Origin of the sequence: Embleya scabrispora (assembly GCF_002024165.1) — a bacterium.
GTDB lineage: Bacteria > Actinomycetota > Actinomycetes > Streptomycetales > Streptomycetaceae > Embleya > Embleya scabrispora_A.
The window spans coordinates 638,408-660,740 of the sequence record NZ_MWQN01000002.1; the positions used below are offsets into that span (position 1 = coordinate 638,408).

The 22,333-nt window shown below is 72.4% G+C and carries 25 protein-coding genes and 1 pseudogene; 11 read left to right on the forward strand and 15 right to left on the reverse strand.

The annotated features are described in order from the left end of the window. Positions 1–17: 17 nt before the first annotated feature. From B4N89_RS33340 to B4N89_RS33350, 3 genes are all read left to right on the forward strand, one after another. On the forward strand, positions 18–1,019 hold the full coding sequence (locus tag B4N89_RS33340) for an aminoglycoside phosphotransferase family protein (RefSeq protein ID WP_078980192.1): 1,002 nt from the start codon (positions 18–20) through the stop codon (positions 1,017–1,019). A gap of 300 nt (positions 1,020–1,319) precedes the next feature. Next, positions 1,320–2,027, forward strand: coding sequence for a TetR/AcrR family transcriptional regulator (locus B4N89_RS33345; RefSeq protein WP_235619062.1), 708 nt, complete (start codon positions 1,320–1,322; stop codon positions 2,025–2,027). A 127-nt stretch (positions 2,028–2,154) separates the two neighbouring features. Beyond that, the gene (locus tag B4N89_RS33350; RefSeq protein ID WP_414646438.1) at positions 2,155–3,015 is read left to right on the forward strand and encodes an alpha/beta fold hydrolase; all 861 of its coding nucleotides are present in this window, start codon (positions 2,155–2,157) and stop codon (positions 3,013–3,015) included. On the opposite strand, the gene B4N89_RS33355 is transcribed toward B4N89_RS33350, so the two are convergent. Then, positions 2,987–4,024, reverse strand: coding sequence for a helix-turn-helix domain-containing protein (locus B4N89_RS33355; protein ID WP_078980696.1), 1,038 nt, complete (start codon positions 4,022–4,024; stop codon positions 2,987–2,989). The genes B4N89_RS33350 and B4N89_RS33355 overlap by 29 nt on opposite strands. Before the next feature lie 134 nt (positions 4,025–4,158). Here B4N89_RS33355 and B4N89_RS33360 point away from each other — a divergent pair, with 134 nt between their 5' ends. Next, the gene (locus tag B4N89_RS33360) at positions 4,159–5,079 is read left to right on the forward strand and encodes an NADP-dependent oxidoreductase (RefSeq protein WP_078980194.1); all 921 of its coding nucleotides are present in this window, start codon (positions 4,159–4,161) and stop codon (positions 5,077–5,079) included. A 52-nt stretch (positions 5,080–5,131) separates the two neighbouring features. On the opposite strand, the gene B4N89_RS33365 is transcribed toward B4N89_RS33360, so the two are convergent. Beyond that, positions 5,132–5,830 (reverse strand): hypothetical protein, encoded by a 699-nt coding sequence (locus B4N89_RS33365; protein ID WP_078980195.1) that lies wholly within the window; start codon positions 5,828–5,830, stop codon positions 5,132–5,134. Between the two features lie 958 nt (positions 5,831–6,788). Here B4N89_RS33365 and B4N89_RS33370 point away from each other — a divergent pair. From B4N89_RS33370 to B4N89_RS33380, 3 genes and pseudogenes are all read left to right on the forward strand, one after another. Then, on the forward strand, positions 6,789–7,364 hold the full coding sequence (locus B4N89_RS33370) for a TetR/AcrR family transcriptional regulator (RefSeq protein ID WP_078980697.1): 576 nt from the start codon (positions 6,789–6,791) through the stop codon (positions 7,362–7,364). A gap of 88 nt (positions 7,365–7,452) precedes the next feature. Beyond that, positions 7,453–7,773 (forward strand): annotated as a pseudogene (locus tag B4N89_RS53435) (cytidine deaminase); the annotation flags it as partial. A gap of 445 nt (positions 7,774–8,218) precedes the next feature. Continuing rightward, positions 8,219–8,659 (forward strand): NUDIX domain-containing protein, encoded by a 441-nt coding sequence (locus B4N89_RS33380; protein WP_078980196.1) that lies wholly within the window; start codon positions 8,219–8,221, stop codon positions 8,657–8,659. 77 nt (positions 8,660–8,736) lie between these two features. On the opposite strand, the gene B4N89_RS53440 is transcribed toward B4N89_RS33380, so the two are convergent. Beyond that, complete coding sequence (locus tag B4N89_RS53440; RefSeq protein ID WP_107504197.1) at positions 8,737–8,943, reverse strand: response regulator transcription factor; 207 nt, start codon at positions 8,941–8,943, stop codon at positions 8,737–8,739. Positions 8,944–8,977: 34 nt separating this feature from the next. On the opposite strand from B4N89_RS53440, the gene B4N89_RS33385 reads away from it, so the two are divergent. Further along, positions 8,978–9,424, forward strand: coding sequence for a hypothetical protein (locus B4N89_RS33385; RefSeq protein WP_078980197.1), 447 nt, complete (start codon positions 8,978–8,980; stop codon positions 9,422–9,424). A 308-nt stretch (positions 9,425–9,732) separates the two neighbouring features. Here B4N89_RS33385 and B4N89_RS33390 read toward each other — a convergent pair whose 3' ends face one another. From B4N89_RS33390 to B4N89_RS33445, 12 genes are all read right to left on the reverse strand, one after another. Further along, complete coding sequence (locus B4N89_RS33390) at positions 9,733–10,518, reverse strand: ABC transporter permease (RefSeq protein WP_078980198.1); 786 nt, start codon at positions 10,516–10,518, stop codon at positions 9,733–9,735. After that, positions 10,515–11,519, reverse strand: a complete 1,005-nt coding sequence (locus tag B4N89_RS33395) for an ATP-binding cassette domain-containing protein (RefSeq protein ID WP_235619063.1) — start codon at positions 11,517–11,519, stop codon at positions 10,515–10,517. The genes B4N89_RS33390 and B4N89_RS33395 overlap by 4 nt, the downstream gene beginning before the upstream one ends. A 34-nt stretch (positions 11,520–11,553) precedes the next feature. After that, positions 11,554–12,390, reverse strand: a complete 837-nt coding sequence (locus B4N89_RS33400) for a DUF4097 family beta strand repeat-containing protein (protein WP_078980199.1) — start codon at positions 12,388–12,390, stop codon at positions 11,554–11,556. A 190-nt stretch (positions 12,391–12,580) separates the two neighbouring features. Next, on the reverse strand, positions 12,581–13,117 hold the full coding sequence (locus B4N89_RS33405) for a hypothetical protein (protein ID WP_078980200.1): 537 nt from the start codon (positions 13,115–13,117) through the stop codon (positions 12,581–12,583). 218 nt (positions 13,118–13,335) lie between these two features. Next, entirely contained in the window at positions 13,336–13,548 is a 213-nt protein-coding gene (locus B4N89_RS33410; RefSeq protein ID WP_078980201.1) for a ferredoxin, read from the reverse strand. Between the two features lie 65 nt (positions 13,549–13,613). Next, positions 13,614–14,543 (reverse strand): pyridoxamine 5'-phosphate oxidase family protein, encoded by a 930-nt coding sequence (locus B4N89_RS33415; RefSeq protein WP_078980202.1) that lies wholly within the window; start codon positions 14,541–14,543, stop codon positions 13,614–13,616. Positions 14,544–14,629: 86 nt separating this feature from the next. Then, entirely contained in the window at positions 14,630–15,085 is a 456-nt protein-coding gene (locus tag B4N89_RS33420; RefSeq protein WP_078980203.1) for a VOC family protein, read from the reverse strand. Positions 15,086–15,223: 138 nt separating this feature from the next. Beyond that, positions 15,224–15,964 carry a hypothetical protein gene (locus tag B4N89_RS50155; protein WP_078980204.1) on the reverse strand — a complete coding sequence of 247 codons (741 nt, stop codon included), beginning with the start codon at positions 15,962–15,964 and terminating at the stop codon, positions 15,224–15,226. 126 nt (positions 15,965–16,090) lie between these two features. Continuing rightward, a complete protein-coding gene (locus tag B4N89_RS49190) occupies positions 16,091–16,867 on the reverse strand; it encodes a hypothetical protein (protein ID WP_078980205.1) in 777 nt (258 codons plus the stop codon). Positions 16,868–17,082: 215 nt separating this feature from the next. After that, positions 17,083–17,601: a GNAT family N-acetyltransferase gene (locus B4N89_RS33435; protein ID WP_078980206.1), complete on the reverse strand. Its 519-nt coding sequence runs from the start codon at positions 17,599–17,601 to the stop codon at positions 17,083–17,085. A 12-nt stretch (positions 17,602–17,613) separates the two neighbouring features. Next, positions 17,614–18,219 carry a helix-turn-helix domain-containing protein gene (locus B4N89_RS33440; protein ID WP_078980207.1) on the reverse strand — a complete coding sequence of 202 codons (606 nt, stop codon included), beginning with the start codon at positions 18,217–18,219 and terminating at the stop codon, positions 17,614–17,616. Between the two features lie 80 nt (positions 18,220–18,299). Further along, complete coding sequence (locus B4N89_RS33445) at positions 18,300–19,805, reverse strand: YibE/F family protein (protein WP_078980208.1); 1,506 nt, start codon at positions 19,803–19,805, stop codon at positions 18,300–18,302. 248 nt (positions 19,806–20,053) lie between these two features. Here B4N89_RS33445 and B4N89_RS33450 point away from each other — a divergent pair, with 248 nt between their 5' ends. The 3 genes from B4N89_RS33450 to B4N89_RS33460 all read left to right on the forward strand — a co-directional run bounded on the left by B4N89_RS33450 (position 20,054) and on the right by B4N89_RS33460 (position 22,115). After that, the gene (locus B4N89_RS33450; RefSeq protein ID WP_078980209.1) at positions 20,054–20,494 is read left to right on the forward strand and encodes an Lrp/AsnC family transcriptional regulator; all 441 of its coding nucleotides are present in this window, start codon (positions 20,054–20,056) and stop codon (positions 20,492–20,494) included. 58 nt (positions 20,495–20,552) lie between these two features. Continuing rightward, the gene (locus tag B4N89_RS33455; RefSeq protein WP_078980210.1) at positions 20,553–20,906 is read left to right on the forward strand and encodes a DUF6204 family protein; all 354 of its coding nucleotides are present in this window, start codon (positions 20,553–20,555) and stop codon (positions 20,904–20,906) included. Between the two features lie 495 nt (positions 20,907–21,401). Then, complete coding sequence (locus B4N89_RS33460) at positions 21,402–22,115, forward strand: DUF4232 domain-containing protein (protein ID WP_078980211.1); 714 nt, start codon at positions 21,402–21,404, stop codon at positions 22,113–22,115. The last annotated feature ends 218 nt before the right edge of the window (positions 22,116–22,333 follow it).

The following is a 22,333-nucleotide window of genomic DNA, read 5'->3' on the forward strand; positions in this document are numbered from 1 at the left end:
GCTGGGATGATCGGCGGATGTCCGCAGCCGCCTCCGCGTCCGTGCCGCCGCCGTCCACGACATCCGGAACGTCCGCCGGGAAGCCGGGGACGCCCGGGACGCCCCAGGCGCCCGTGCCGACGGAGCGGGTGGTGCGGTGCCTGGTCGACGCGGTGTTGGGCCGGGATGCGGGGCGGGTCGTGCGGCCCATCGACGAGGGCGGGGAGCACTCCTCGTGGTGGGTCGGATCGGATCACGTCCTTCGGTTGGCTCGGGACGCCGATACGTCCGACCGACAGCGTCGCGAGATCGCGCTGCGCGACCTGCTGCGTCCCGTGGTCGGCGTCGGGCTGCCCGCGAGCGTGGTCGCCGGCGAGTGGGCGGAGGGGCTGGCCTATTCGGTCGACACCCGCGTCCCCGGTACCTCCGCCGAACTGCGTCGGGTCTCGCGACGGGGCGAGGCCGGCCTGGCGCGGATGTTGGCCGGCCTGGCCCGGGTCACCGAGGCGGACGCGGTCGGCGTCGGCCTGCCCGTGGTCGCGCCCCGGTCGATGGCCGAGCTGCGCGAGCCGGCCGAGGCGGCGGCACAACGGCTCACCGCCGACGGCGAGTTCGACGGCGCGCCGCTGCGCGGTCCGAGCGCGGATCCCGTGTCGAGCGTCGTCGTGCACGGAGACCTCAAGGGCGAGCACCTGATGGTCGGCAGCGGCGGTCGGGTGCGCGGAGTGCTGGACTGGACGGACGCGGTGGTCGGCGATCCCGCCGAGGACATCGCCGGACTGGCCATCGCGGTGGGTGCCGCGGCCGCCGTCCGGGTGGCCGCGGGAGCCGGATACGGCCCCTGGACGTGGGCCCGTGGGCTCGCCCTCGCCCGCCACGACACGCTGATCCGCCTCGCGGACCGCTTATACGGCACGGACGACAGCCCCATCCCCCTGCTACGCATCCAACGCGACCGCGCCTGGCAACCCTCCGCCCTCGACACGGGCCAAGCGGCGCACCGGTGGCCATGGCCGACAGTCGCCCAGCCCCACCACTGACGCCACGCAGCGCACGCCCAGGACCAACGCCAGGCGTCTCGGCCCCATCCGCCGCCCGGCCCGCAAGGGGCTGGGCGTTGCGGTTGCAGTTGCGCGGTTCTGGTGCGGGGTTCGTCCGAGTCGGTGGGGCCCCGCCGCAGGCTCGGACAGGTCCCGCACCGGGGCTCGCAATCGAAGGCGCAAACCTCAGTAATGTCGACCGGTGTACTGGTCGCGCCCGGGCGGCGGTCGTGCCGGCGTTCCGCGTTCCGTGCCGTGCGTGTGACGCTTTTGCCGGGCCTGGACGGCGGATGTTCGAACATGGGAGTTGCCGACGTGGAGCCCTCCGCACGTGAGCCGATCGAATCAGCCGAGCCGATCGAATCAGCCGAGCCGGTCGATCCGGCCGAGCCCGTTGGCGAGGCGTCTGCCGCCGGTGGTTATCGGCGATCCGTCGGGTCGCCGCGGGGGGAGGCTCGGCGGCGGGAGTTGCTTGAGCGGGTCACCGCGGATCTGGCGGCCAATGGGCTCGTGGACTTTTCGCTGCGTCGGGCCGCGCGTGCGGCGGAGACCACGCACAAGGTGCTGCTCTACCACTTCGACGGGGCCGACGACCTGCTTCGGCAGGCCATTTTGCAGCTGCGTGATCGGCGGATCGATCGCTCCGTCGCCGCCGGGCGGCCCGGTTCCGATCGGCTGCCACTGGCCGAGTGGGTGCGCGTGGTGTGGCCGATTCTGGTCGGTGACGAGGCGCGCGTGCTCGACCAGGCGATCGGGCTGGCGATGTACGACCCCGACCGCTATGCCGAACTCGGCCGTGGGGCGTCCCGGCAGTATCTGCCCACGCTGCTTGCCATTTGTCCCGAACACTGGTCCGAGCAGCGCAAGTTCGAGGTCGCCGAGATGATTCTCGCGGTGCTCCGGGGGTTTTTGGTGGATGCGCGGACCAGTGGTGATACGGCGGGGGTCGCCGCCGGGTTCGAAGCGCTGATTCGGGCGCTGGAGCGGGAGGAGGCCGCCGAGGAGTGATGGCGGCACGCGCGCGTCTCGGGCCCCGTGGACAGTTTGCGAACCACGTGGTTCACTTTTTTGGAGGGCGAACGGTGAACGGTGGACGGCGAACCGTGAACGCTGTGTGATGCCGGAGGGGGAGATCGTGGCGCAGAAGGAAGTGCGGCTGTCGGTGGGGCCGATCGAGTACGAGGACACTGGTGGCGACGGGCCCACGGTCGTGCTGCTGCACGGCTTCTTGATGGATTCGTCGTTGTGGGATCAGGTGATCGCCGCGCTGTCCGTCGACCACCGCTGTGTGGCGCCCACCCTGCCGCTCGGGGCGCACCGGCACGCGATGTCCGCCGACGCCGACCTGTCGCTGCCCGGAGTGGCCGCGCTGGTGGGGGAGTTCCTGGACAGGCTCGACCTGAGTGACGTCACCCTCGTTGGCGTCGACACCGGCGGGGCGCTCGTGCAACTGCTGATCGCCGGCGGAGACACGGCCCGGGTGGGGCGGGTCGTGCTCGCCTCGTGTGACGCCTTCGACAACTTTCCGCCCGGGCTCACCGGCCGGACCCTCGTGCGCGCCGGCAAACTCCCGCCGCGCCTGTTCGGGCTGTTCATGCGGCAGATGCGGCTGCGCCCGATACGTCGACTGCCGCTCGCCTTCGGGTGGTTGACCAAGCGCGGCGACGCCGCCACCGCGCGCTGGGCGGCGCCGATCCTGTCCCGACCCGAGATCCGCCGCGACGCGGTGCGCATGTTGCGCGCGGCCGGCGCGGACACCGACATCCTGCTCGGGGCGGCGGAGCGCCTGCCCGACTTCGGCCGCCCGGCCCTCGTGGTCTGGGCGAGCGCCGACCGGGTCATGCCCCCGGAACACGGCCGCCGCCTCGCCGAACTCCTGCCCAAGGGGCGGCTGGTCGAGATCGACGACAGCTACACCCTCATCCCCCTCGATCGCCCCGCGGAACTGGCACGAGTCGTACGGGAGTTCACCCCCGCGACCGATCCGGCCCGGTAGCCGGCGCCGGGACCGGTCCGCGCGACCGGCGGTCCGCCGCCGATTCCCCGTCGGCCCGCCGTCGATGGAACGTCCGGCGATAGGCGTCGGGCGGTACGCCCACGGTGCGGTTGAAGTGGCGGCGCAGAGTGGCCGCGGTGCCCATGCCGGTGGCCTCGGCGACGGCGTCCACACTGTCGTCGGTGGTCTCCAGCAACTCCTGGGCCCGGTGGATGCGTTGGATCAGCAGCCACTGCAACGGAGTGGTGCCCGTCACCGACTTGAAGTGCCGGCCCAGGTGGCGTGAGCTCATGTTGGCCTGGCGGGCCAGGTCCTCCACGGTCAAGGGCCGGTCCAGTCGGCCCGCCGCCCAGCCGAGCAGTTCGCCGAGCGGGTGGTCGGGCTGTTCGGGTACCGGGGTCGCGACGAACTGGGCCTGGCCGCCCGGGCGGTGCGGCGCCACCACCAGGCGGCGGGCGATCGTGTTGGCGACCGTCGAGCCGTGGTCCAGGCGAATCATGTGCAGGCTCAGATCCATCGCGGCGGCCTTGCCGGCCGAGGTGAGCACGCTGCCGTTGTCGACGTACAGCACGTCCGGGTCCACCTCGACCTCGGGGTAGCGCTCGGCCAGGGCGTCGGTGTGGGCCCAGTGGGTGGTGGCCCGTCGCCCGTCGAGCAGCCCGGCGGCGGCCAGGACGAACGCGCCCGTGCAGAGCGAGGCCACCCGCGCGCCGGCCTCGTGGGCCGCGCGTACCGCGTCGACGAGGTCCGCCGGCGGATCGGTGTCCACATCGGCCCAGCCGGGGACGATCACCGTGTCGGCGCCGGCGAGCCGGTCGAGGCCGCCGTCGGGTTCGAGCAGGAAACGCCCGTCGACCCGCACCGGGCCGGCCCCGCAGACGACGACGTCGTACCAGTGCTCCACGGAGGCCGAGGCCACGGCCGGTGCCGGAGAACCGAAGACCTCGTGGGCCAGGGCCAGTTCGAAATGCAGGATGCCGTCGGCGACGGCTATCGCGACTGTGCTCACGTCCGGAAGTGTACGCATCATGTCGTTCCGGACGCTCGTCCGGCCGGTCGGGTCATCGACACGATGTTCGGGTCGATCAGGCGGACCGGGAGCGACCGGCGCGGTCGGACGGTCCCACTACCGAGAGAAGTGACATGCGCGCCATCAGTCAGGACGTTTTGGGGGACCCGTCGGTCTTGCGGGAGGTGGAGGTGGAGCGGCCGGTGCCCGGTCCGAGCGAGGTGCTGGTCCGCGTGTGCGCGGCGGGGGTGAATCCGACCGACTGGATCCACCGGGCCACCGGCCTGATCCTGGGCCGGCCGCCGTTCGTGCTCGGCTGGGAGGTGTCGGGTGTGGTGGCGGCGGTCGGCCTGGGGGTGGCCATCCATCGACCGGGCGACGAGGTGTTCGGCATGCTGGGATACCCGTACGGGAACGGGGCACACGCCGAGTATGCCGTCGCCGCGGCCCGCCACCTGGTGCGCAAGCCGGCGAACCTCGACCACGTCCGCGCCGCCGCGCTGCCGCTGTGTGCGACCACCGCGTGGCAGGCCCTGGTCGATGTCGGGGAACTGCGGTCCGGGCAGCGGGTGTTGATCCATGCCGCCGCCGGCGGGGTCGGCCACCTGGCGGTGCAGATCGCCAAGGCGCGCGGCGCGTACGTCATCGGCACGGCGAGCGGGCCCAAGCACGACTTCGTCCGGGCGCTCGGCGCCGACGAGGTGATCGACTACACCGCGACCGACTTCGCCGAGGTGGTGCGGGACGTGGACGTGGTCCTGGACGGCGTCGGCGGCGAGTACGGGCCGCGCTCGTTGCCGACGCTGCGTCCGGGCGGCATCCTGGTCGCGATCGTCAACCACGTGCGGGACCTGGACGTCGAGCGATACCGGGTCCGGGCCACGGAGATGCTGGTCGAGGCGGATCATGCGGCCATGCGGGAGATCGCGGCCCTGGTCGAGGCGGGTCGCCTGCGTCCCGAACTGGATTCGGTGTTCCCCCTGTCGGCCGCCGCCGAGGCGCACGCGCGCGGTGAATCGGGGCGGGTCGCCGGGAAGATCGTGCTGACCCTCTGACCCGGCGCGCCGGCCTCCGGCCCCCGATCCCTGGCCCCCGGCCTCCGGGTCGCTACGGGCGCGGCTCGCTGTACCAGCGCCAGGAGGTGCGGCGCGGGTGTCCGGGCAGGTCGCCTCGGCCGGTGGCCCACAGGAGGGTGGGCCAGGGGTCGGTGTCCTGCGGGACGTCCGGGAAGATCCGGGCGACCACTCGTGCGCACACGTCGGCGGGCGGGGTCCAGGGCAGGCCCAGGCCCTCGGCCAGGTCGTACGTGTGCACCACGGTCTCCAGGATGCCCATCGCCGCGAAGCCCTCGGGGTCCGCGTCGCCGAAGGTGTGGTGGGCGCGCACGCTCGACGGCGTGGTCCGCACCATGGACACCAGCAGGGCGCCGCTCGCCTCCAGGACCTGCAACAGCCCGCCGGGGCCGGCCGCGCGGTTCGCGTGGATCGCGTTCGCCGGGCCGCCCGTGCGCCGGCTCTCCCAGACGAAGGGCACGTTGGCGGTCAACGGCGGCGTGCGCAGGCCGAGTTGGGCGGCGTACGCGAAGAGGTCGTCGCTCAGGTGCTCGACCGTCTCCCAGCAGTCCCACTCCAGCGAACCGGCCCGGTCGTCCCAGGCGGTCGCCGGCGCCTCGCGGAGCGCGGCCACCGCGAGCCGGACGACCTGGTCCAGGTCGTCCGCGGTCACGGGCCCGGGCAAGGCGGGCGGACGGGGCGAGCCCGGTTCGGGCGTGGAGTCGGAGGCGGCGGCCGGCGGCGAATCGTGCATGGCAGGACCGTACCGCCACCGGCAACCGCCCACGCACGACCACGGCCGACCGCGAGCCACCACATCGCGCCTGGCCGCCCTCGGCCCCCGCCGCCCGCTTGGCCGCCGTGCGCGGCCGGCTCCCTCCGCCGCCTGCCGCCTGCCCGGCCGCTCGCTCGCTGCAGTCGTCCGCCGGCTGCCCTGCGGCGCCCCTCGGCAGACCGCCGACTGCTGCCTGCTGTGCGCCGCCCTCCGCCGCCCCGCCGCCCGCCCTCCGCCGCCGCCGACGCCGAGTGCCTACCGCCCGCCTGGCGGCCGTGCTCGGCCGGTCCCTCCGCCTGCCGCCCGCCTGGCCGCCGCTTTCGGCCCGTCCCCGCCGCCGACGCCCCCTGCCTGACCGCCCGGTCCGTGGCCGTCCGCCTGCTGCGCTGCGGCGTCCTCGCCCGCCCGCTGCCCGGCCGCTCGCTCGCTGCAGTCGTCCGCCGGCTGCCCTGCGGCGCCCCTCGGCAGACCGCCGACTGCTGCCTGCTGTGCGCCGCTCTCGGCCGCCCCGCCGCCCGCCCTCCGCCGCCGAGTGCCTACCGCCCGCCTGGCGGCCGTGCTCGGCCGGCCCCTCCGCCTGCCGCCCGCCTGGCCGCCGCTTTCGGCCCGCCCCCGCCGCCGACGCCGCCTGCCTGGCCGCCCGGTCCGTGGCCGTCCGGTCCGTGGTCGTCCGCCGGCTGCGCTGCGGCGTCCTCGCCGCCCGCTGCCCGGCCGCCCGCTCGCTGCCCGGGTCGCCCCCCTCACGCCCTCCGCCCCCGCCGGCTGCCGCTCGGCGCCCGCCGCCGGCGCCTGTGGACTCCCCGGCTGCCGGCCTTTGTCCGCCCCTTTGCCGGCTGCCCGTGGGGCCGCGTGCCCGGCTGTGTTGCGCTTGTGTTTTCGGGGGCGTCGGCGTTGTACTCTCCGTGTTAGGTGTAGTACTACAGATGGAGTGGTCAGCGTGGTACGCAGGAATGACGAGCGAAGGGCGGCGCTGGTTGATGCCGCCATCGAGGTGCTGGCCAAGGAGGGGGCCCGGGGGCTGACCTTTCGGGCGGTCGACGTCGAGGCGCGGGTGCCGACCGGTACCGCCTCCAACTACTTCACGAGCCGCGACGACCTGCTCACCCAGGCCGGCGCCCGGGTCTACGAGCGACTGCAGCCCGGCGAGGAGATCATCGCGCGACACCGCGCGAGCACGCCGGACCGGGAGACGTACACCGTGCTGATGCGCGAACTCGTCGACCGGGTCAGCGCCTTCCGCACCGGTTACCTCGCGCTGCTCGAACTGCGCCTCGAGGCCACCCGGCGGCCGGAGTTGCGTACGGTGCTGACCGAGCGGGTCCGAGCCGACGTGGCGGCCAACGTGAGCTACCACGAGCAATCCGGCCTCCCCGGCGACGCCACCGCGGTCCGCCTCCTGTACCTGGCGTTCAACTGGCTCATCGTGGAACAGCTCACCCTGCCGGACGTGTTCCCACCGGCCGAACGCGACCGCCTCGTCGAGGCGGCGGTCGAACGCATCGTGGGAGCGTGAGGGCCCGCGCGGAAGTCCTGAGCCGACCGGCGCCCCGGAAGGATCGGGTCTCCGGGGCGCGCGATGACCGCTCAGTACCGTGGTCCGCATGACCGTCGATCAGCAACTCGTCGACGCCGCGATCGAGTTGGCGCGAGGGCGATTTCCCGGACAGGACTGGTCCGGTGCCGCCGCCCTGCGCCTGGACGACGGGACGATCCTGACCGGCACCGCGCCGAATCCGCCGAACAACGCCGTGCGCCTGTGCCACGAGACCGGGGCGATCTGCGAGGCGTACAAGCTCGATCGGAACGTGGTGGCGTCGGTGTGCGTGACCGCCGCCGACGAGGGCCGGGGGTATTGGGTGCTCGCCCCGTGCGGGGTTTGCCAGGAGCGGTTGTTCGCGTACGGGCCGGACGTGGCGGTGGCCGTTCCGGAGCCGGCCGACCCGCGCCGGTGGCACAGCCTGCGTCTACGTGACGTACAACCCATTGGTTCGCACGGGTGTTCCCGGACGATGTCTGGCCCTACCGGCCGGAGGAGACCGAACCCACCGGATAGCGGCGGGCCCCGTCCGCAGGCGCCGCCAAGGTTCCGGGAGCCGGGGCCGGATTCGTTCCCGCCGCAGGTCGCGGGAGGCGGAACCGGTTCCCCTCCCACCGGGGTCGGGCGTGACGTCCGTCCCGCACCGGTCGTTGGTCCGGGCACAGGCGCGTGTCGGGGGCGGGTCCGTCCCGCCGGTCCGCCGCGTGCCGTCGACGACACCGTCGTGTACCCCGGGGTGATCGCGCGAACGGCCCGGAAGCGCCCGGAAGCGCCCGGGAGCGTCCAGGGGCACCCCGAAGTACTCGGATCGACCATGGGGAGACCGACACGTGAGCGACCACCGCCACAACGCCATCGCGTACGCCGCCATCATCCTCGAACGCGCGGACGGAGCGGTGTTGTTCATGGAGCGCAAGGACACCGGCTTCGCCGATGGCCTGCTCGCGCTCCCGGGCGGCCTGGTCGACCCCGGCGAACTCCTCATCGAGGCGTGCGCCCGGGAGACCCGAGAGGAGATCGCCACCGACGTGGCCACGGCCGACCTGCGCACGGCCTACGTCTCGCAGGTGCTCGGCGACACCGGCGCACCGGTGATCGGCTGGTACTTCCACACCGCCGCCTGGAGCGGCGATCCCACCAACGCCGAACCCGACCAGTGCGCCCGCCTGGCCTGGCTCGACCCCACCGACCTCCCGCCGGACGTGGAACCCACCGACGCCACGGCGGTGACCGCCTGGCACACCAAGGCCCACCCGACCACCTGGGCCTGAGCGCCCACGCGCCGGGCCCCGCCAAGATCCGCCGGACAGGGCCTGCCTCGGGCCCGGGCCCGCGCGGAAGGCGGTGATCACCAGCGGTCGCGGGCGGCGAATTTGGTGAGCAAGTGGCCCACGTGGGTCCCGGTGGTGCCCTCGGTGATGTGCGGGCGGCGGGCGATCCCGGGGTTGGTGTGGCCCCCGGCGACCAGGACCTCGTGTTCGCGCGGTGTCCCGGGCAGCGTGGTGCGCGGGGCCGGCTCGACACTCCCGCCGGACCGCCCGCGCGTCCCCGCGATAGTCGACGGTGACCCGTATGTTCGCGATGCGCGCGTGCCGGGTGATGTTGGTCAGTGCCTCCGGGCCGATCCGGTACGCGGACAACTCCACGCCGGGCGGCAACGCGGCCGGTTCGCCGAGCACGGCCGATGCGACCCGCAGACCCGCCTCGGCGCTGCGGTCGAGCAGCGCGGGCGGATCGGCCAACCCCGGCGGGGCAGCCGGTCGCCCGGGCCGTCCGCGCGCAACACCCCAAGCAGGCCGCGCATTTCGCGGATCGTCTCGCCGCTGATCCGCCGGATCGCCGCCAACGCCTCCCGGGCCTCCTCCGGCCGGATGCGGAAGGGCACCTTGCAGCAGGCGTTCCAGGCGTTGAGCAATACGACCGGGGCGGATGCCGCCGGGCGGCCGTCCACGGTGACGGCGGCCGTGGTGTGCCTGGTGTGGGTCGGCGTCGCGGTGGCGGTCGCGGCGTGGGTGATCGAGCGGCGGGACGGGTGAGGGTGGGAGTCGGCCTCGATGGCCTCGGGGTGACATGCGCGTGGCCGTCCGGCCGGGGGTTCCGGGTCGGACGGCCAGGTGCGGCGGGTGGGGGTGCGGTTGCCGGGGAGCGGGCGTTGGGCGCCCGGGGTTGTCGTGCGGTGCAGCCCGCCGTGCACGTTGCCGTGCAGGTTGCCGTGCGAATCGCCATGCAACTTACTGTGCGGCTCACTGTGCGAGTCACCATGCAAGTTGCCATGCAAATTGCGATGCAGCTCGCCATGCAAGTACCAGGTCAGAGGCGTTTCTGATGCTCGTGAGCACGGTTCTCAACGGACCTTGTTGAACACCCTGCGCGCCCATACATAACCGACCAGGGTGGCCCCGAGGCACCAGGCGAGGGCGATGATCGCGTTGTTGCCGATCTCGGTGCCGAGGAGCAGGCCTCGGAGGGTTTCGATGATCGGGGTGAACGGCTGGTACTCGGCGAACCAGCGCAACCCCGTGGGCATCGAATCCGTCGGGACGATCGCGCTGCCGAGGAACGGCAGGAACGTCATCGGCATCGGGATGTTGCTGGCGGTCTCCACGTTCTTGGCGACCAGGCCGATGCCGGCGGAGATCCAGGTCAGCGCCAGCGTCAACAGCGTGAGCAGGCCGATCGCGGCGAGCCATTCGAGCGCCGTGGCGTTCGGCCGGAAGCCGACGGCGAGCGCGGTGCCGATCACCAGGGCCAGGCTGACCAGGGTCTGGATCACGCTGCCGACGACGTGTCCGGTCAGGAACGCCGCCCGGGACACGGACATCGTGCGGAAGCGGTTGACGATGCCCTCGGTCATGTCGACGCAGACCGAGATCGCCGTGGCCAGGGCCCCGGAGGTGGCCGCCATCAGGATGATGCCGGGAGCGACGTAGTCGATGTACTTCGTGTCGCCGGTGGGGGAGTCGGCGATCCCGGCGCCGAGGGCGTTGCCGAAGGCGTAGTTGAACAGCAGCAGCATGACGATCGGCATCGCGACCACGGAGACGGTCACCGAGGGGTAGCGCAGTGCGTGTCGCAGGTTGCGGCGCAACATGGTCGCCGAATCGGTGACCGCGTAGGAAAGGGTGCTCATCGCGGGTTCTCCTTCCGGGAGTCCGGCACGTGGTCGACCTGCGGCCGGCCGGTGAGGGTGAGGAAGACGTCGTCCAGGTCGGGGGTGTGCACGGTCAGTTCCTCGGCGGGGATCGACGCCGTGTCGAGCGCGTCGAGGATGGCGCGCAGGGTGGGGATGCCGGGGTCGCACGGGATGTTCAGGGTGAGCGCCTCGTCGTTGCGGCTGGTGGCGCGGAAGAGGTCGGCGGCGGCGTCGAGCCGGTGCACGTCGGCGAAGCGGAGCCGGATGTGCGCGCCGGGGATGCGCCGCTTGAGCTCGTCGGCGGTGCCCTCGGCGATCAACGTGCCGTGGTCCAGGACCGCGATCCGGTCGGCGAGTTCGTCGGCCTCGTCCAGGTATTGCGTGGTGAGGAGGATGGTGACGCCGCGATCGGCGACCAGGTCGCGGATGATCTCCCACATGATCCGCCGGCTGCGCGGATCGAGGCCGGTGGTCGGCTCGTCGAGGAAGATCACCCGGGGATCGCCGACCAGGGTCATCGCCAGGTCGAGCTTGCGTCGCATACCGCCGGAGAAGGTGACCACCGAGGTGTGGGCGACCTCGGTGAGGTCGAAGCGGGCGAGCAGGTCGTCGGCCCGACGGCGGCCCTCGCGCCGGCCGAGGTGGTGCAGGTCCGCCATCAGGATCAGGTTCTCCCGGGCGGTGAGCAGGTTGTCCACCGCGGCGAACTGGCCGGTGACGCCGATGGATCGGCGTACGCCGTCGGCTGCGCCGGTCAGGTCGTGACCGGCGATCTCGGCCCGACCGGCGTCCGCAGTGATCAGGGTGGACAGGATCTGTACGGTCGTGGTTTTGCCCGCGCCGTTGGGTCCGAGCAGGGCGAAAACCGTGCCCTCGGGGATGCGCAGGTCGATGCCGTCCAGCACCTTCTTGTCGCCGTAGGACTTGGTCAGGCCGGTGGCGTCGATCGCGAGGGTACGGGTGCGGTCGCGGGTGGCGGTGGTCATGGTCGTGGTCATGGCGATCGGGTCCCTTGGGTCGTGGCTCGTCGATTCAGGCGCGGCGGATCACGATGTGGCCGATGGAGGTGCGGGCGTGCACCTCGACGGTCTGCTCGGTGGCGTCGGGCCCCTGGGCTGCGTCGAGGGAGTTGCGCACGCTGCCCATTCGGGTCCGTACGTCGAGCCAGGCCGCGGTGGACTCGCGGATGCCGACCTCGAGGTCGCCGGAGCCGGACTGGAGGTGTACCCGGCCGCGGGCGACCTCGTCGAGGCGGATCGTGCCGTTGGCGCACTTGGCGTCGACGTCGGAGTGCGCGATGCCCACGGTGATCCGGCCGTTGGCCGAGCCGACGTGCAGGCGGCCGACGACCTCGCGGATCGTGGTGTCGCCGTTGGCGTTCCTGAGCGTCGCGGCGCCGCCGACGGTACCGATCTCGATGCGGCCGGCGGCGCTCACCTCGGCGTCGCCGGCGACGTGGTCCGCGTGGATGGCGCCGTGGTCGGTGTGGGCGTCCAGGGTCGCGGCCGAGTCGATCCGGAGGGTGCCGACCGAGGTCCTCAGCCGGCAGTCGCCGAGCGGCCCGGCGCAGGTGAAGTCGGCCAACGGCGTGGTGCCGCGCAGGTCGGAGCCGGCCGGCAATTCGACGACGATGTCCACCGAGCCGGACTTGCCGAACGGCGACCGCTTCTTGGACCCCTTCACCAGCAGCCTGCCGTCGGTGCAGGTGACGGCGGTCTGCTCCGCCGTGCGTACGTCGTGCTCGTCCCGGTCGTTGACGGGGCGGACCTCGACGAGCGTGTCGGTGCGCTTGCTCGCGGTGATCCGGACCGTGCCGATGTCGAACTCGAGGGTGGCGGTGATGGGTTCGGGGGTGGCGAAAGTAGGCATGGCGGTGCCGTCCTCATGGCTCGATGCGAGGTGGTGCGAGTCGGGGTGACTCGGTGGTGTGGGTGCCGCCCGGCGGTGGGGGCGGGTGCGCGTGGGGCGGTGCGGCGGTGGGTCGGCACCGGCGCACCGCCCGGGTTCCGCTCTCGGCGTCGGCCCGGTGTCGGCCTCGGCCTCGGCGGAGCGGGCCCGGCTAGCGGGCCCAGCCCGTGTAGCCCTGGCGGCCGCGATGGCGGTGGGGGCCGGGGGCGGGGGCGCGCGGGACGTCGGGCTCCATGGCGCCGGCGACCGCGCGGACCAGCCAGGCGTTGACCGACAGGCCCGCGTGTCCGGCGGTCTCCTCGACCCTGGCCTTGAGATGGGCGGGGAGGCGGAAGTTGATCCGGGCCATCCCGCCCTCGTCCCCGTCCGGCGCCGCGAGTGGCGCCATCGACACGGTCTTCGGCGCCGGCTCGTCCGCTTCCGGCGCCGCGAACGCCTCCTGTGGCGGCGGCGTGGTCACCACGAACTCGGGGTCGAGACCGCGCAGGCGGATGTCCACGGAACCCGGTGCCAGCTCGCTGGTGACCTCGGCCATCGCTGCCGACAGCGCGTTCATGAGGGTGAGCCGGGCGGCCGACTCCAGAGGTGCGGACAGTCGTTCGGCCACCTCCCGAGCCTCGGCGCCGCCTGCGGCAGCGGCGATGGCGAGTTCCCGGCGAAGGTTGTCGACGTACGGTGTGAGGTCCATGACGTCATCATGGCACATTCATGGCGTCATGGCGAGCCAATGGCGCCATGAATGCGCCAGGGTCGTATTCCGGTTCGCTCGCGACGGCCCCTGAACAGAAAAGAGCAGCCCAAAGACGGCCGCCCGGAGCCGATGGCTCCGGGCGGGGTCGTGCGATGTGGCGGGGCCACGGTTGTGGGGTGCTGTTCCGGGCCTACGCCCGTGGCGAGTGGTGGCGCTCAGGAGGAGAGGCCCGACGCGCACTCGTCGGTGATCGAGATGGCGCGGGCCGGGCACATGCTCACGGCGGTGCGGACGTGTGCTCGGAGTGCGTCCGACGGCTGGGCCTCGTAGACGAGGAAATCGTCGTCGTCGAAGGAGAACACGTCGGGCGCGGCGAATACGCACTGGCCGTGGCTCTCGCACAGGTTCATGTCGACGGTGATGCGCATGGTTCGACCCCCTGGCCGGTGTGCGGGTGTGCGGGTGTGCACGGTGTGCGGGTGTGCCCGAGGCCTCAAGTCACGTCCTGGACGGGCGGGTTGAAGCGGGAGGCTTGTGGGGTGCTCCAGCGCAGCGGGACGGCGTCGGCGATCTCCACCACGTCCGTGACGGTGAACTCGACCAGGCGCTGCGCACCGGGGATTCGGGCGACCTCGTCGTGGTCCCAGAGGGTGCGGGTGGTGCCGGACAGGTGCAGGGACGTACCGCTGTCCCAACCCGGGACCAACAGCCCGGCCACCGGCCGCAGTTCGAGATTTCCCAGAGTCAGGAACATGGCGTTGCCGACGTAGTCCGGCCAGCGCAGCACGGTCGGGGACAACACCTCCACGAAGCCCGGGTTGCCGCCTCGGTGCGAGGCGTCGGTGTTGCCGAGTTCGTCGGCGGTGGCCACGAAGAACGTGTCGGCGGCGCGCAGGGATCGTTGCTGGGCCGAGGTGAGCGCGGTGCCCCGGGCGACCGTGCGATTGCCTGGCGCCTGACCGGAGTTCCGGTCTGCGAGGATGCGATAGTCGCGTTTCTGGATGTACTTGGGGCAGTTGCCGATGACCTGGTCGGGCAGTACGCGCAGGCCGCCGGGCACCGGCGTGGAGCGGCCGTTGATCCGCATCCTGCGTCGGGACGCCGGCTCGATGGCGATCGTCCCGACCCGGGCCGGCTCGCCGAGGAGATTCGCGAGCGGGTCCTCGGCGAGCGGCCGGGCGTCGATGGTGAGTGTGTATGGATCGGGAGCGGACAGGAAGCCGGGATCGCCGGTCAGCTGTGAGCACCAGATCCGGCCGGCCGCGTCCACGCCACCGATGATGATCATGGGCTGTGCGGCGAGGAACGCCGCGGCGACCGGCGGGATGGCGTCTCCGATGCCGCCGAGCGAGTGCGAGGCCTGGCGCGTGAGTTGGGCGCGATCCTGTACCGCGCGTTCCCCGCGGTGGTAGTCGGTTGCCACGACATTCCTCCGGATCTGCGGTATGCGGTGTGGTGTTGTGGGGCGCGCGGTGTGGGGCGTGCGGCCGGTGGGGATGCTGCGCGGGTCTAGAAGAAGCCACAGGTCGGCGCGCCGACGGTGGGGGCGTCGGCGGGGTCGGCGCCGGACGGGGCGTAGATCTCCAGGCGGATGCCGTCCGGGTCGGTGAAGAAGATCCCACCGGAGGTGCCGTGCTCGCCGTGCGGGACGACGCCCTCGTGGTCGAAGTGCGCGCCGAGGCCGCGCAGGACCCGTTCGGCGGCTCTCACCTCGTCGATGGTCTCCACCTGGAAGGACAGGTGGTGCAACCCGGGGCGCCGAGTCGGGAACGTGCCCTCGCTCTGCTGCCACAGCGTGATCAGGAGCTTTCCGTCCCGCCCCAGGAAGGCGAAGCGGCGACTCTCCTCGTTGCCTTCGGCCAGTACCTCGACCTCCAGGACCGCCCGGTAGAAGGACACGGAACGGTCGAGGTCGGTGACGTTCAGCCCGACATGACCGGTCTGAAGTGTCGCGAGGGTGCCCATCGTTGCTCCTTGTTTCCGGCTCGGTGCTCACGACGAGCGCCGTCGATCTAATGATTACACACTCTATAGGGCATTAGAAATTGGAGGCAGGGCAATCCCCCGGTTCGCCGACCGTGGGATTGGTTGCGAGTCTGCGGGTCAGCCCTTCGGCGCCTGGGGCTCGCGGCCGCCGTCGGGGTCGTTGAGCGCGGCGAACCGCACCCGGCGCCCCAACGCCGCGAAGCCGTACGTCAGTTGTTCGTAGTGCTCGCGCTGCTCCTCGAGTTGCCTGGTCACCTGTACGGTGCCCGGTCGCCGCGCCGCCCCGGAACCGGGCGTCGAGCCGGGCGCGGCGCCGGACGCCGGACCGGGCGGCGGCGGCCCGGCCGAAGCGGCGGGACCGGAGGCGGATCCGGGTGTCGAGGCCGCCTCCGGGAAGACCATCGTGGTGTACGTCGTTCCCGGCACCCGGGGGTCCCCGGCGCGCGGGTGGACGATGAAGTCCCACGACTGGGCGCCCCCGGTCCCCGTCCCCGGGTCACGCAGCAGCAGGGCGTACGCCGGCGGTTGCCGCCACACCTGGAGCGGGGCCAGCACCGCCAAGTCGGGGCTCACCACGCGCCACCGCGATGCCGGACGCCCGACATGGTGCAGGTCGGAGAACAGCTCCCGGCGCAGTTCGGCGTAGCGCGGTGCGATCGCGGCCAGGCCCTCGACCGCCGCGGCCACGTCCATCCGGCTGTCGCAGTAGTCGATGCCGCTTTTCCGGGCGTCGAGTTCGCTGCGTATCGATGCGTGCAGCACCGGGCCGAGTGCGCCGAGGGGGTAGGCGTCCTCGGCGCACTCGGCGGTGAAAAGTCCGGCCTCGTACAACTCCCGGTACCGCGCCCGCAGATCCACGTCGACGTTCTCCCCACACTCGGTCGCGGTTGTCCGATCAGGATAGGACGACGGTGCCCGACCCGACCCGACCCGAATGACCCGACCCGACCGGTGCCGAGCGGACGCGATGCCGACGGGCGTCGGTCAGCGACCGAGTTGGGTGTACGTCTTGAACGTGTACAGCCCGTCCAGGGTGATCGAATTGGTCCCGCCGGGCGACGGCAGGCCGTTGCGCTGGTTCAGCACCGTGCCGAGCGGACCACAACCGCCTGCGGCGGGGATGGCGACCGTGTTGTCCCACAGGGTGCCCTTGAGGATGGGCGGGTCCTTGGAGATCCACTCGTTGGGGCCCTTGCGCATCATGGTCAGCCGGATCGGTTGCTCGGCGGTGCCGATCGAGCAGTCCTTCGGCAGCAGCGGGCCGCTCAGGGCCAGGGTCACGTCCAGACCGCCGGCCGAGGTGCCGTGGGAGAGGAAGTCGAACCAACCGCCGTATTTCGTCTCGACGTTCATCCCGAGGAGTGGCGCGCGCTCGGGGAGGCCGGGCACGCCGAGCAGGCCGCCGGAGGTCGGGCTCGGGGTCGCGTGCAGCGCGCCGAAGACCTGGCCGGTGGTGCCGTCGGGCAGCGGGCCCTCGGCGTGCGTGATGGTCATCGGGCGAATCGGGACGACGGCTTCGCCCAGCCGCATCTCCCCGGTGGCGACGTGTACTTCGCAGCGCCACTTGTCGGGGTCCGCGCCGATGGGCAGCGTCGGGCAGTCGCCGAAGTCGAAGGTTGGCAGCCCGGCGGCGGACGGGGTCGCCCGGTGCTTCGGCGGGGCCTCGGCGAGTGCCGGTGCGGTGGTCGACGCCACCGCGCCGAGGGCCAGTCCGGTACAGGCGGCCAGCTTGGTGAAGGTGCGGTTTCTCCTGCGGTCCACGGTGATCGTTCCCCCTGGGGTGCGACTGGTGTTTCCGTTCGGCAATGACCGAACCCCCATGAACGTAGGGAAGTTCGGCCCCCACCCGGAATCCGGCGACCCCCAGGCCGGGCACTGGGGGCAGCCCCAACACCGGCGGGGGGATACCGGTCGGGGAGGCGGGGAGGGGGGAGGCGGCGACCGGCCCACGGCGCGCGGACCGCTCGGGGTCGGGATCAGGCGATGCGCTTGTAGTAGAAGGTGCCGTCCCGCAGCTTCCCGGCCGGGTCGGTCGCATAGTCCGGAACCAGGCCGTAGCGGGTCCAGCCGGCCGTCCGGTACAGGTGGTCGGCGGTGCTCTCGGCCTCGGTGTCGAGCAGGAGCAGGCGGCTTCCGCCGTCGGCGGCGCCCTGTTCGGCGGTACGCAGCAGGGCTCGGCCGAGTCCGTGGCCCCGGGCGTTGCGGTGGACCATGAGCTTGACCACCTCGGCGCGATGCCGGCTGTTCGGTCTGTGGTCCAGGACGAGACCGACCGTGCCGGCCACGCCGTTCGGGCCCCGGGCGACCCACACCCGGCGGCTGCCGTCGGCCACGGCGGAGTCCAGGGACCGCCACCAGGCCGCCGCCGCGGCGTGGTCGAACGGGGCGACGAAGCCGACGGAGGAGCCGCCGGCGACCACGTCGACGAGCAGGTCGGCCAGGTTCGCGATGCCGGCGCGGAAGTCGTCGACGGTCAGTTCGGTGATGGTGTGCAAGTCGGCTCTCCGTCAGGGCAGGACGATCAACAGGGCGTAGCGGACCGGTTCGGGGCCCGGGTTGCGAAAGCGTGAGCGCTCCCACGACCGGTAGCGCAGGCAGTCGCCGACGCGCACCTCGTGCGGCCGACCGCCCGTGGTGACCTCCAGGACGCCGTCCAGCACCCAGACGTGGTGTTCGAGGCCGGGTACGGACGGGCCGTCGTAGGCGATGTCCGCGCCGGGGCGCAGGGTGCCCTCGACCACCTCGCCGCGCAGGCTCGGATGCGGCGGGGACACCGATCGACGGGTGAAGCCCGAGGTCCGGTCCTGCCACACCTCCTGCCGTTCGGCGCGGACCAGTTGTGGCGGTTCCGACTCGACCTCGGCGAGCAACTGCGACATGGTCCGTTCGTACGCCGTGCACAACCGGCCGAGCAGCGCCGCCGTCGGGCTGATCTCACCCCGCTCCAGCCGGGACAGGGTGGACCGGCTCACGTCGGTCCGGCGCCCCAACTCGTCCAGGGACCAGCCGTGTTCCAGCCGGAGTTCGGTGAGCCGACCGGCCAGCCGCGCCTCGACCCGTGCGGCGGCGGCACGGTCCGGCGTCGCCGCGTCTCCGTCTGCGTCCTCTCTCATATTCGAGACGATATCCCGAATATGAGAGAGGACGCACGGTGGGGTCGGGCACGCCGACCGGCGCGAGGCCCCACGCGCGCTCAGCGGCCCCGGTGGCGGCCCCGGGACGCGGGCGCCGGTACGGTGACGGCCGGCGCGCCGGCATCCTTCGTCGGCGGCCCGTGATCGGCCGCGGCCAGGAGCGCCGCCAGTGCGGTGGTGACCGGGACCGAGGCGACCAGGCCGATGCTGCCGACCAGCGTGCGGGCGATCTCCTCCGCGACGATCTCGCTGGTGGCCACGTCCAGCACGTCCCGGCGCGCGATCGAGAACAGCAACATCAGCGGCAACGCGGCGCCCGCGTACGCCAATACCAGCGTGTTGACCGTCGACGCGATGTGGTCGCGGCCGATCCGGATGCCCGCCCGGTACAGCCGACGGGCCGTCATGGTCGGGTCGGCCTGCTTGAGTTCCCACACCGCCGAGGTCTGAGTGACCGTCACATCGTCGAGTACGCCCAGCGAACCGATGATGAAGCCGGCCAACAGCAGGCCGTGCAACTCGATGTGCGGATACAGCGCGTGAACGAGTCCGGTCTCGTCGGAGGTGTTGCCGGTCAGGTGCGCCCACCCGATGAACAGCTTCCCCAACACGCCGATCAGCGCCACCGAGACCAGCGTGCCGACCACCGCGACCGACGTGCGCGCCGATATGCCGTGACACAGGTACAGGGCCGTGAACATGATCGCGCTGCCGCCGACGACCGCGACCAGGAGCGGATCCGACCCGTGCAGGATGGCCGGGAGGATGAAGAAGGACAACACCGCGAAGCTGATCGCGAGCGCGATCAGGGCGGTCAGCCCGCGCATCCGCCCGACCACGATCACCGCGACCGCGAACAGGCCCGCGAGCAGCAGCATCGGCGGGCCGCGCCGGACGTCGATCACCGAATAGCGCAGGTCCTCGGGCGCGCCCGGGGCGTACGCGAGCACCACCCCCTGCCCGACCGAGAACCGGCGCAGCTGGTCCGGCCGGACCACCTCGGTGACCCGGCGGCCCTTGTCGGCGCCGGAGGTGACCTCGATGGTGGCGCGGCGGCAGTCGGCGGGCGGGGGCGCCGAGCCGGGCGCGGTGGTGGGCGGGGGCCAGGGAACGCCGCCGGGGGTGGCGTCCGGTGGGGGAGCGGCGGCGCCGGTGGAGCCGGCCGGGTCGCCCGAGTGGCCGCTGCCGGCGGCGAAGGCGTCGGCGTCCGCCTGCGCGCAGGGCAGCTCCTCGACCTTGGTGACGCGTCCGTCCCGGGTCTCCTGGTCGAAGCCCACGCCCGTACGCGGATGCGCGGGTGTGCCGCTGGGCCACAGCACCACGAGGCCGATTGCCACGGCGGCGGCGAACGGGATGAGTACGGCGGCCACCACGCGCCGCAGCCGGGTCGAGACGGGGGATGCGGGCCCGTGCGCGTGGGCGTGGCCGTGCCCGTGGTGCGCCGGGTGCGGCGGATCGGGCGGGTGCCGGTCGCTGCTCCCGTGGCTCCGCCGGCCGCGACCCGGTGCGTGGGTCGGGTCGCCGACGTCCTCGGGATCCTGGTGATCCGCTCGTGTCCTGCGCATGGCGAAGCCCTCCCGCCGATCGGGTCGACGCGTCGTCGTACCCGGGGTCTCGGGTCCCGGCGGGAAGCGTAGCGGGCCGTGCGGCACGGTCCGGAAGGGTCCGGGGGGACCGGCGGTGAGGTGAACCGTTCGGTCGTCGGCGCAAGCACCTTGCGGCGGATCGGGTACAGGCCGCAAGATTCTTGCCTGCCGATCGGACTCGGGTTCGATGCTTTGCGTGGGCAGCGCCGAGGACGGGAGCGTCGGGCATGGCCGAGATCGACAGCATCGACCACAACATCCTGCGCATGTTGCGCGAGGACGGGCGGCGCACCTTCTCCGAGATGGCCGGACAGATCGGCCTGTCGGTCGCGGCGGTCAAGCGCCGGGTGGACCGGATGCGCGAGGAGGGCGTGATCACCGGCTTCACCGTGCAGATCGACCACGCCAAGCTGGGCTGGGGCGTCGAGGCGTTCACCGAACTGCGCTACCCGGGCAGCATGCCGGTGAGCGAGATCGTGCGCACCGCCACGGACACCCCCGAGGTGCAGGCGGTGTACACGATCGCCGGCGATCCCGACGCGCTGATCCATGTCCGGGTCCGCGACATCACCCACCTGCAACAGGTGATCGATCACCTCCGGCGCAACGGAAACGTCACCGGCACCAAGACGCTGATGGTCCTGGGGTCGTGGACGAAGGAGCGCTGAGCCCGGGGCACGGGGCTTCCGGCCGAAATTCGGTTGAGGCGCCGCCTAGGGTTTGCCCATGAGCGAACGCATCTTCCGCATCACCGTCCGAGGCGCCTTCGACGGACTGGGCGAGGAGCAGCGGGCGGAACTGCTCGCCCGGGCCGCCGAACACGACGTGCTGCGGGCGACCTTCACGCCCGAGGGGCATCTGACGTACGACCTTGCGGCGCGCCCGTTCTTCACCTTCCGCTTCGTCGACTCGGGGGAGGCGGAGGAGGACATCGTCCCGGCGACGGAGCGAGCGTTGGCGGCGGCGGACCGGTGGCTGAGCGACCGCGGCTACGGCCACAAGAACCTCCGGGCCCAAGCCGAAGACCTGTCCCAGGCCCCGCTGTCCAAGCGCCAACGCAGGGCCCAGGCAGCCGGCTAGACCGTTTCGGAAGCCGCTCCCGGCGTCTCGCCTCCCGCCGGGACGAACCCGCTGCGAGGCGATGACCGGCGGCCGGTTCCAAACCGTTGTTACGGACCTCGGTGCGGGATCGGCCGTCGTCGTGGCACCCGGCGACTACGGTCCGAGCCGCTTGCGTGCGGACCCGGCCACCGGGATCCATGCCGCCCATCGGCGGTGGCGGCAACCGCTGTTCGTGCTGGTCACGGCCGAACGACGCGGTGGAAAGCCGCAGTTCGCGGCCGTGCCCGGAGCCGCGACGCGCACGGGACGAGGCGGCCCGATCAGTACGCGCCCATGGCGGACGAGCGTGCCCGCGTTCCTGTACGTGACCATGTCACCGGTCTGTGACGGCGCCGTCGTGGGTCGACGACTCCCGTATCGCCCCGGTGTTCGGGCTCGTCATAGTGATCGAGCAAGCACCGCGGGGCCTCGCCGGCTCCGGGCTTCGATCAACGGACACCAAGGGGACGTTCAATGTTCGGGAACCGCAGCAGGGCCCTCCTCCTCTCCGCCGCCGTCGTCGGCGGCGCGATGACGATGACGGCATGCCAGGGCACCGACTCGGGCAACGCCGCCCAGGGCAACCCGCCCGCCGCCGCACCGGCCGGCCAGACCGTCACCCAACCGTCCGCACTCGGCGCTTCGACCACCGGCGGCAACACCTCCACCGGCTCCGGCTCCACCGTCAAGGACTCCGCCTCGGGGAAGACCGTCACCCCGAACAAGGCCACCGGCACCACCTCCGGCGGCGCCGGCAACTCCGGCAGCGGCCCCGCCAAGTGCCGCACCGACGACCTCAGTTTCCTCGCCGACGACGCCACCATCGACGGCGACGACGACCGCACCGTCGCCGTCACCCTCGACAACCTCGCCGGCGACTGCACCATGACCGGCTTCGCCGGCGTCGACCTCAAGACCACCGCCGGAACCATCTCCGCCGAACGCACCGACGAACCCGTCGTCCCCGTCATCCTCAAGCGCGACACGTCCATCTCCTTCGGCATCCACTACCCGGCCAACGACTCCGGCGGCTCCGGCATCCGCATCACCGGCCTGCTCGTCACCCCGCCCGGAGAGACCAAGTCCGCCGACATCCCCTGGCCCGGCGCCACCACCCTCCCCGTCACCGACGGCACCGGCACCCCCGTCACCGTCGGCCCCATGGGCAGCGCCGGCCAAGGCGGCTGACACCCACCGCGCCCGAAAAACCCCGACACGGCCCGGAGCCCGTCCAGCGCATCATCGGACGGGCCCGGGCCGGGGTGTTTTCACTGTCGGAAACCATCGGAAAATGAGTGGAACGGCGTCACCGCGCGCCGTTACGGTGCTGCCGGACCCGTCCTCCAGGCAAGGAAGTGCCGTTGTACACCGTGTGAGATTCCCCGAGCGCTGTTGGTCGCGCGTCG

Excerpts from the sequence above, each read along its gene's own strand:
- B4N89_RS33440 (WP_078980207.1), bottom strand. The coding sequence starts at position 18,219 with ATGAGAGAGGACGCAGACGGAGACGCGGCGACGCCGGACCGTGCCGCC.
- B4N89_RS33390 (WP_078980198.1), bottom strand. The coding sequence starts at position 10,518 with ATGAGCACCCTTTCCTACGCGGTCACCGATTCGGCGACCATGTTGCGC.
- B4N89_RS33455 (WP_078980210.1), top strand. The coding sequence starts at position 20,553 with ATGAGCGAACGCATCTTCCGCATCACCGTCCGAGGCGCCTTCGACGGA.
- B4N89_RS33360 (WP_078980194.1), top strand. The coding sequence starts at position 4,159 with ATGCGCGCCATCAGTCAGGACGTTTTGGGGGACCCGTCGGTCTTGCGG.
- B4N89_RS33445 (WP_078980208.1), bottom strand. The coding sequence starts at position 19,805 with ATGCGCAGGACACGAGCGGATCACCAGGATCCCGAGGACGTCGGCGAC.
- B4N89_RS33340 (WP_078980192.1), top strand. The coding sequence starts at position 18 with ATGTCCGCAGCCGCCTCCGCGTCCGTGCCGCCGCCGTCCACGACATCC.
- B4N89_RS33420 (WP_078980203.1), bottom strand. The coding sequence starts at position 15,085 with ATGGGCACCCTCGCGACACTTCAGACCGGTCATGTCGGGCTGAACGTC.
- B4N89_RS33410 (WP_078980201.1), bottom strand. The coding sequence starts at position 13,548 with ATGCGCATCACCGTCGACATGAACCTGTGCGAGAGCCACGGCCAGTGC.
- B4N89_RS33405 (WP_078980200.1), bottom strand. The coding sequence starts at position 13,117 with ATGGACCTCACACCGTACGTCGACAACCTTCGCCGGGAACTCGCCATC.
- B4N89_RS33365 (WP_078980195.1), bottom strand. The coding sequence starts at position 5,830 with ATGCACGATTCGCCGCCGGCCGCCGCCTCCGACTCCACGCCCGAACCG.
- B4N89_RS33400 (WP_078980199.1), bottom strand. The coding sequence starts at position 12,390 with ATGCCTACTTTCGCCACCCCCGAACCCATCACCGCCACCCTCGAGTTC.
- B4N89_RS33345 (WP_235619062.1), top strand. The coding sequence starts at position 1,320 with ATGGGAGTTGCCGACGTGGAGCCCTCCGCACGTGAGCCGATCGAATCA.
- B4N89_RS33395 (WP_235619063.1), bottom strand. The coding sequence starts at position 11,519 with ATGACCACGACCATGACCACCGCCACCCGCGACCGCACCCGTACCCTC.
- B4N89_RS33450 (WP_078980209.1), top strand. The coding sequence starts at position 20,054 with ATGGCCGAGATCGACAGCATCGACCACAACATCCTGCGCATGTTGCGC.
- B4N89_RS33460 (WP_078980211.1), top strand. The coding sequence starts at position 21,402 with ATGTTCGGGAACCGCAGCAGGGCCCTCCTCCTCTCCGCCGCCGTCGTC.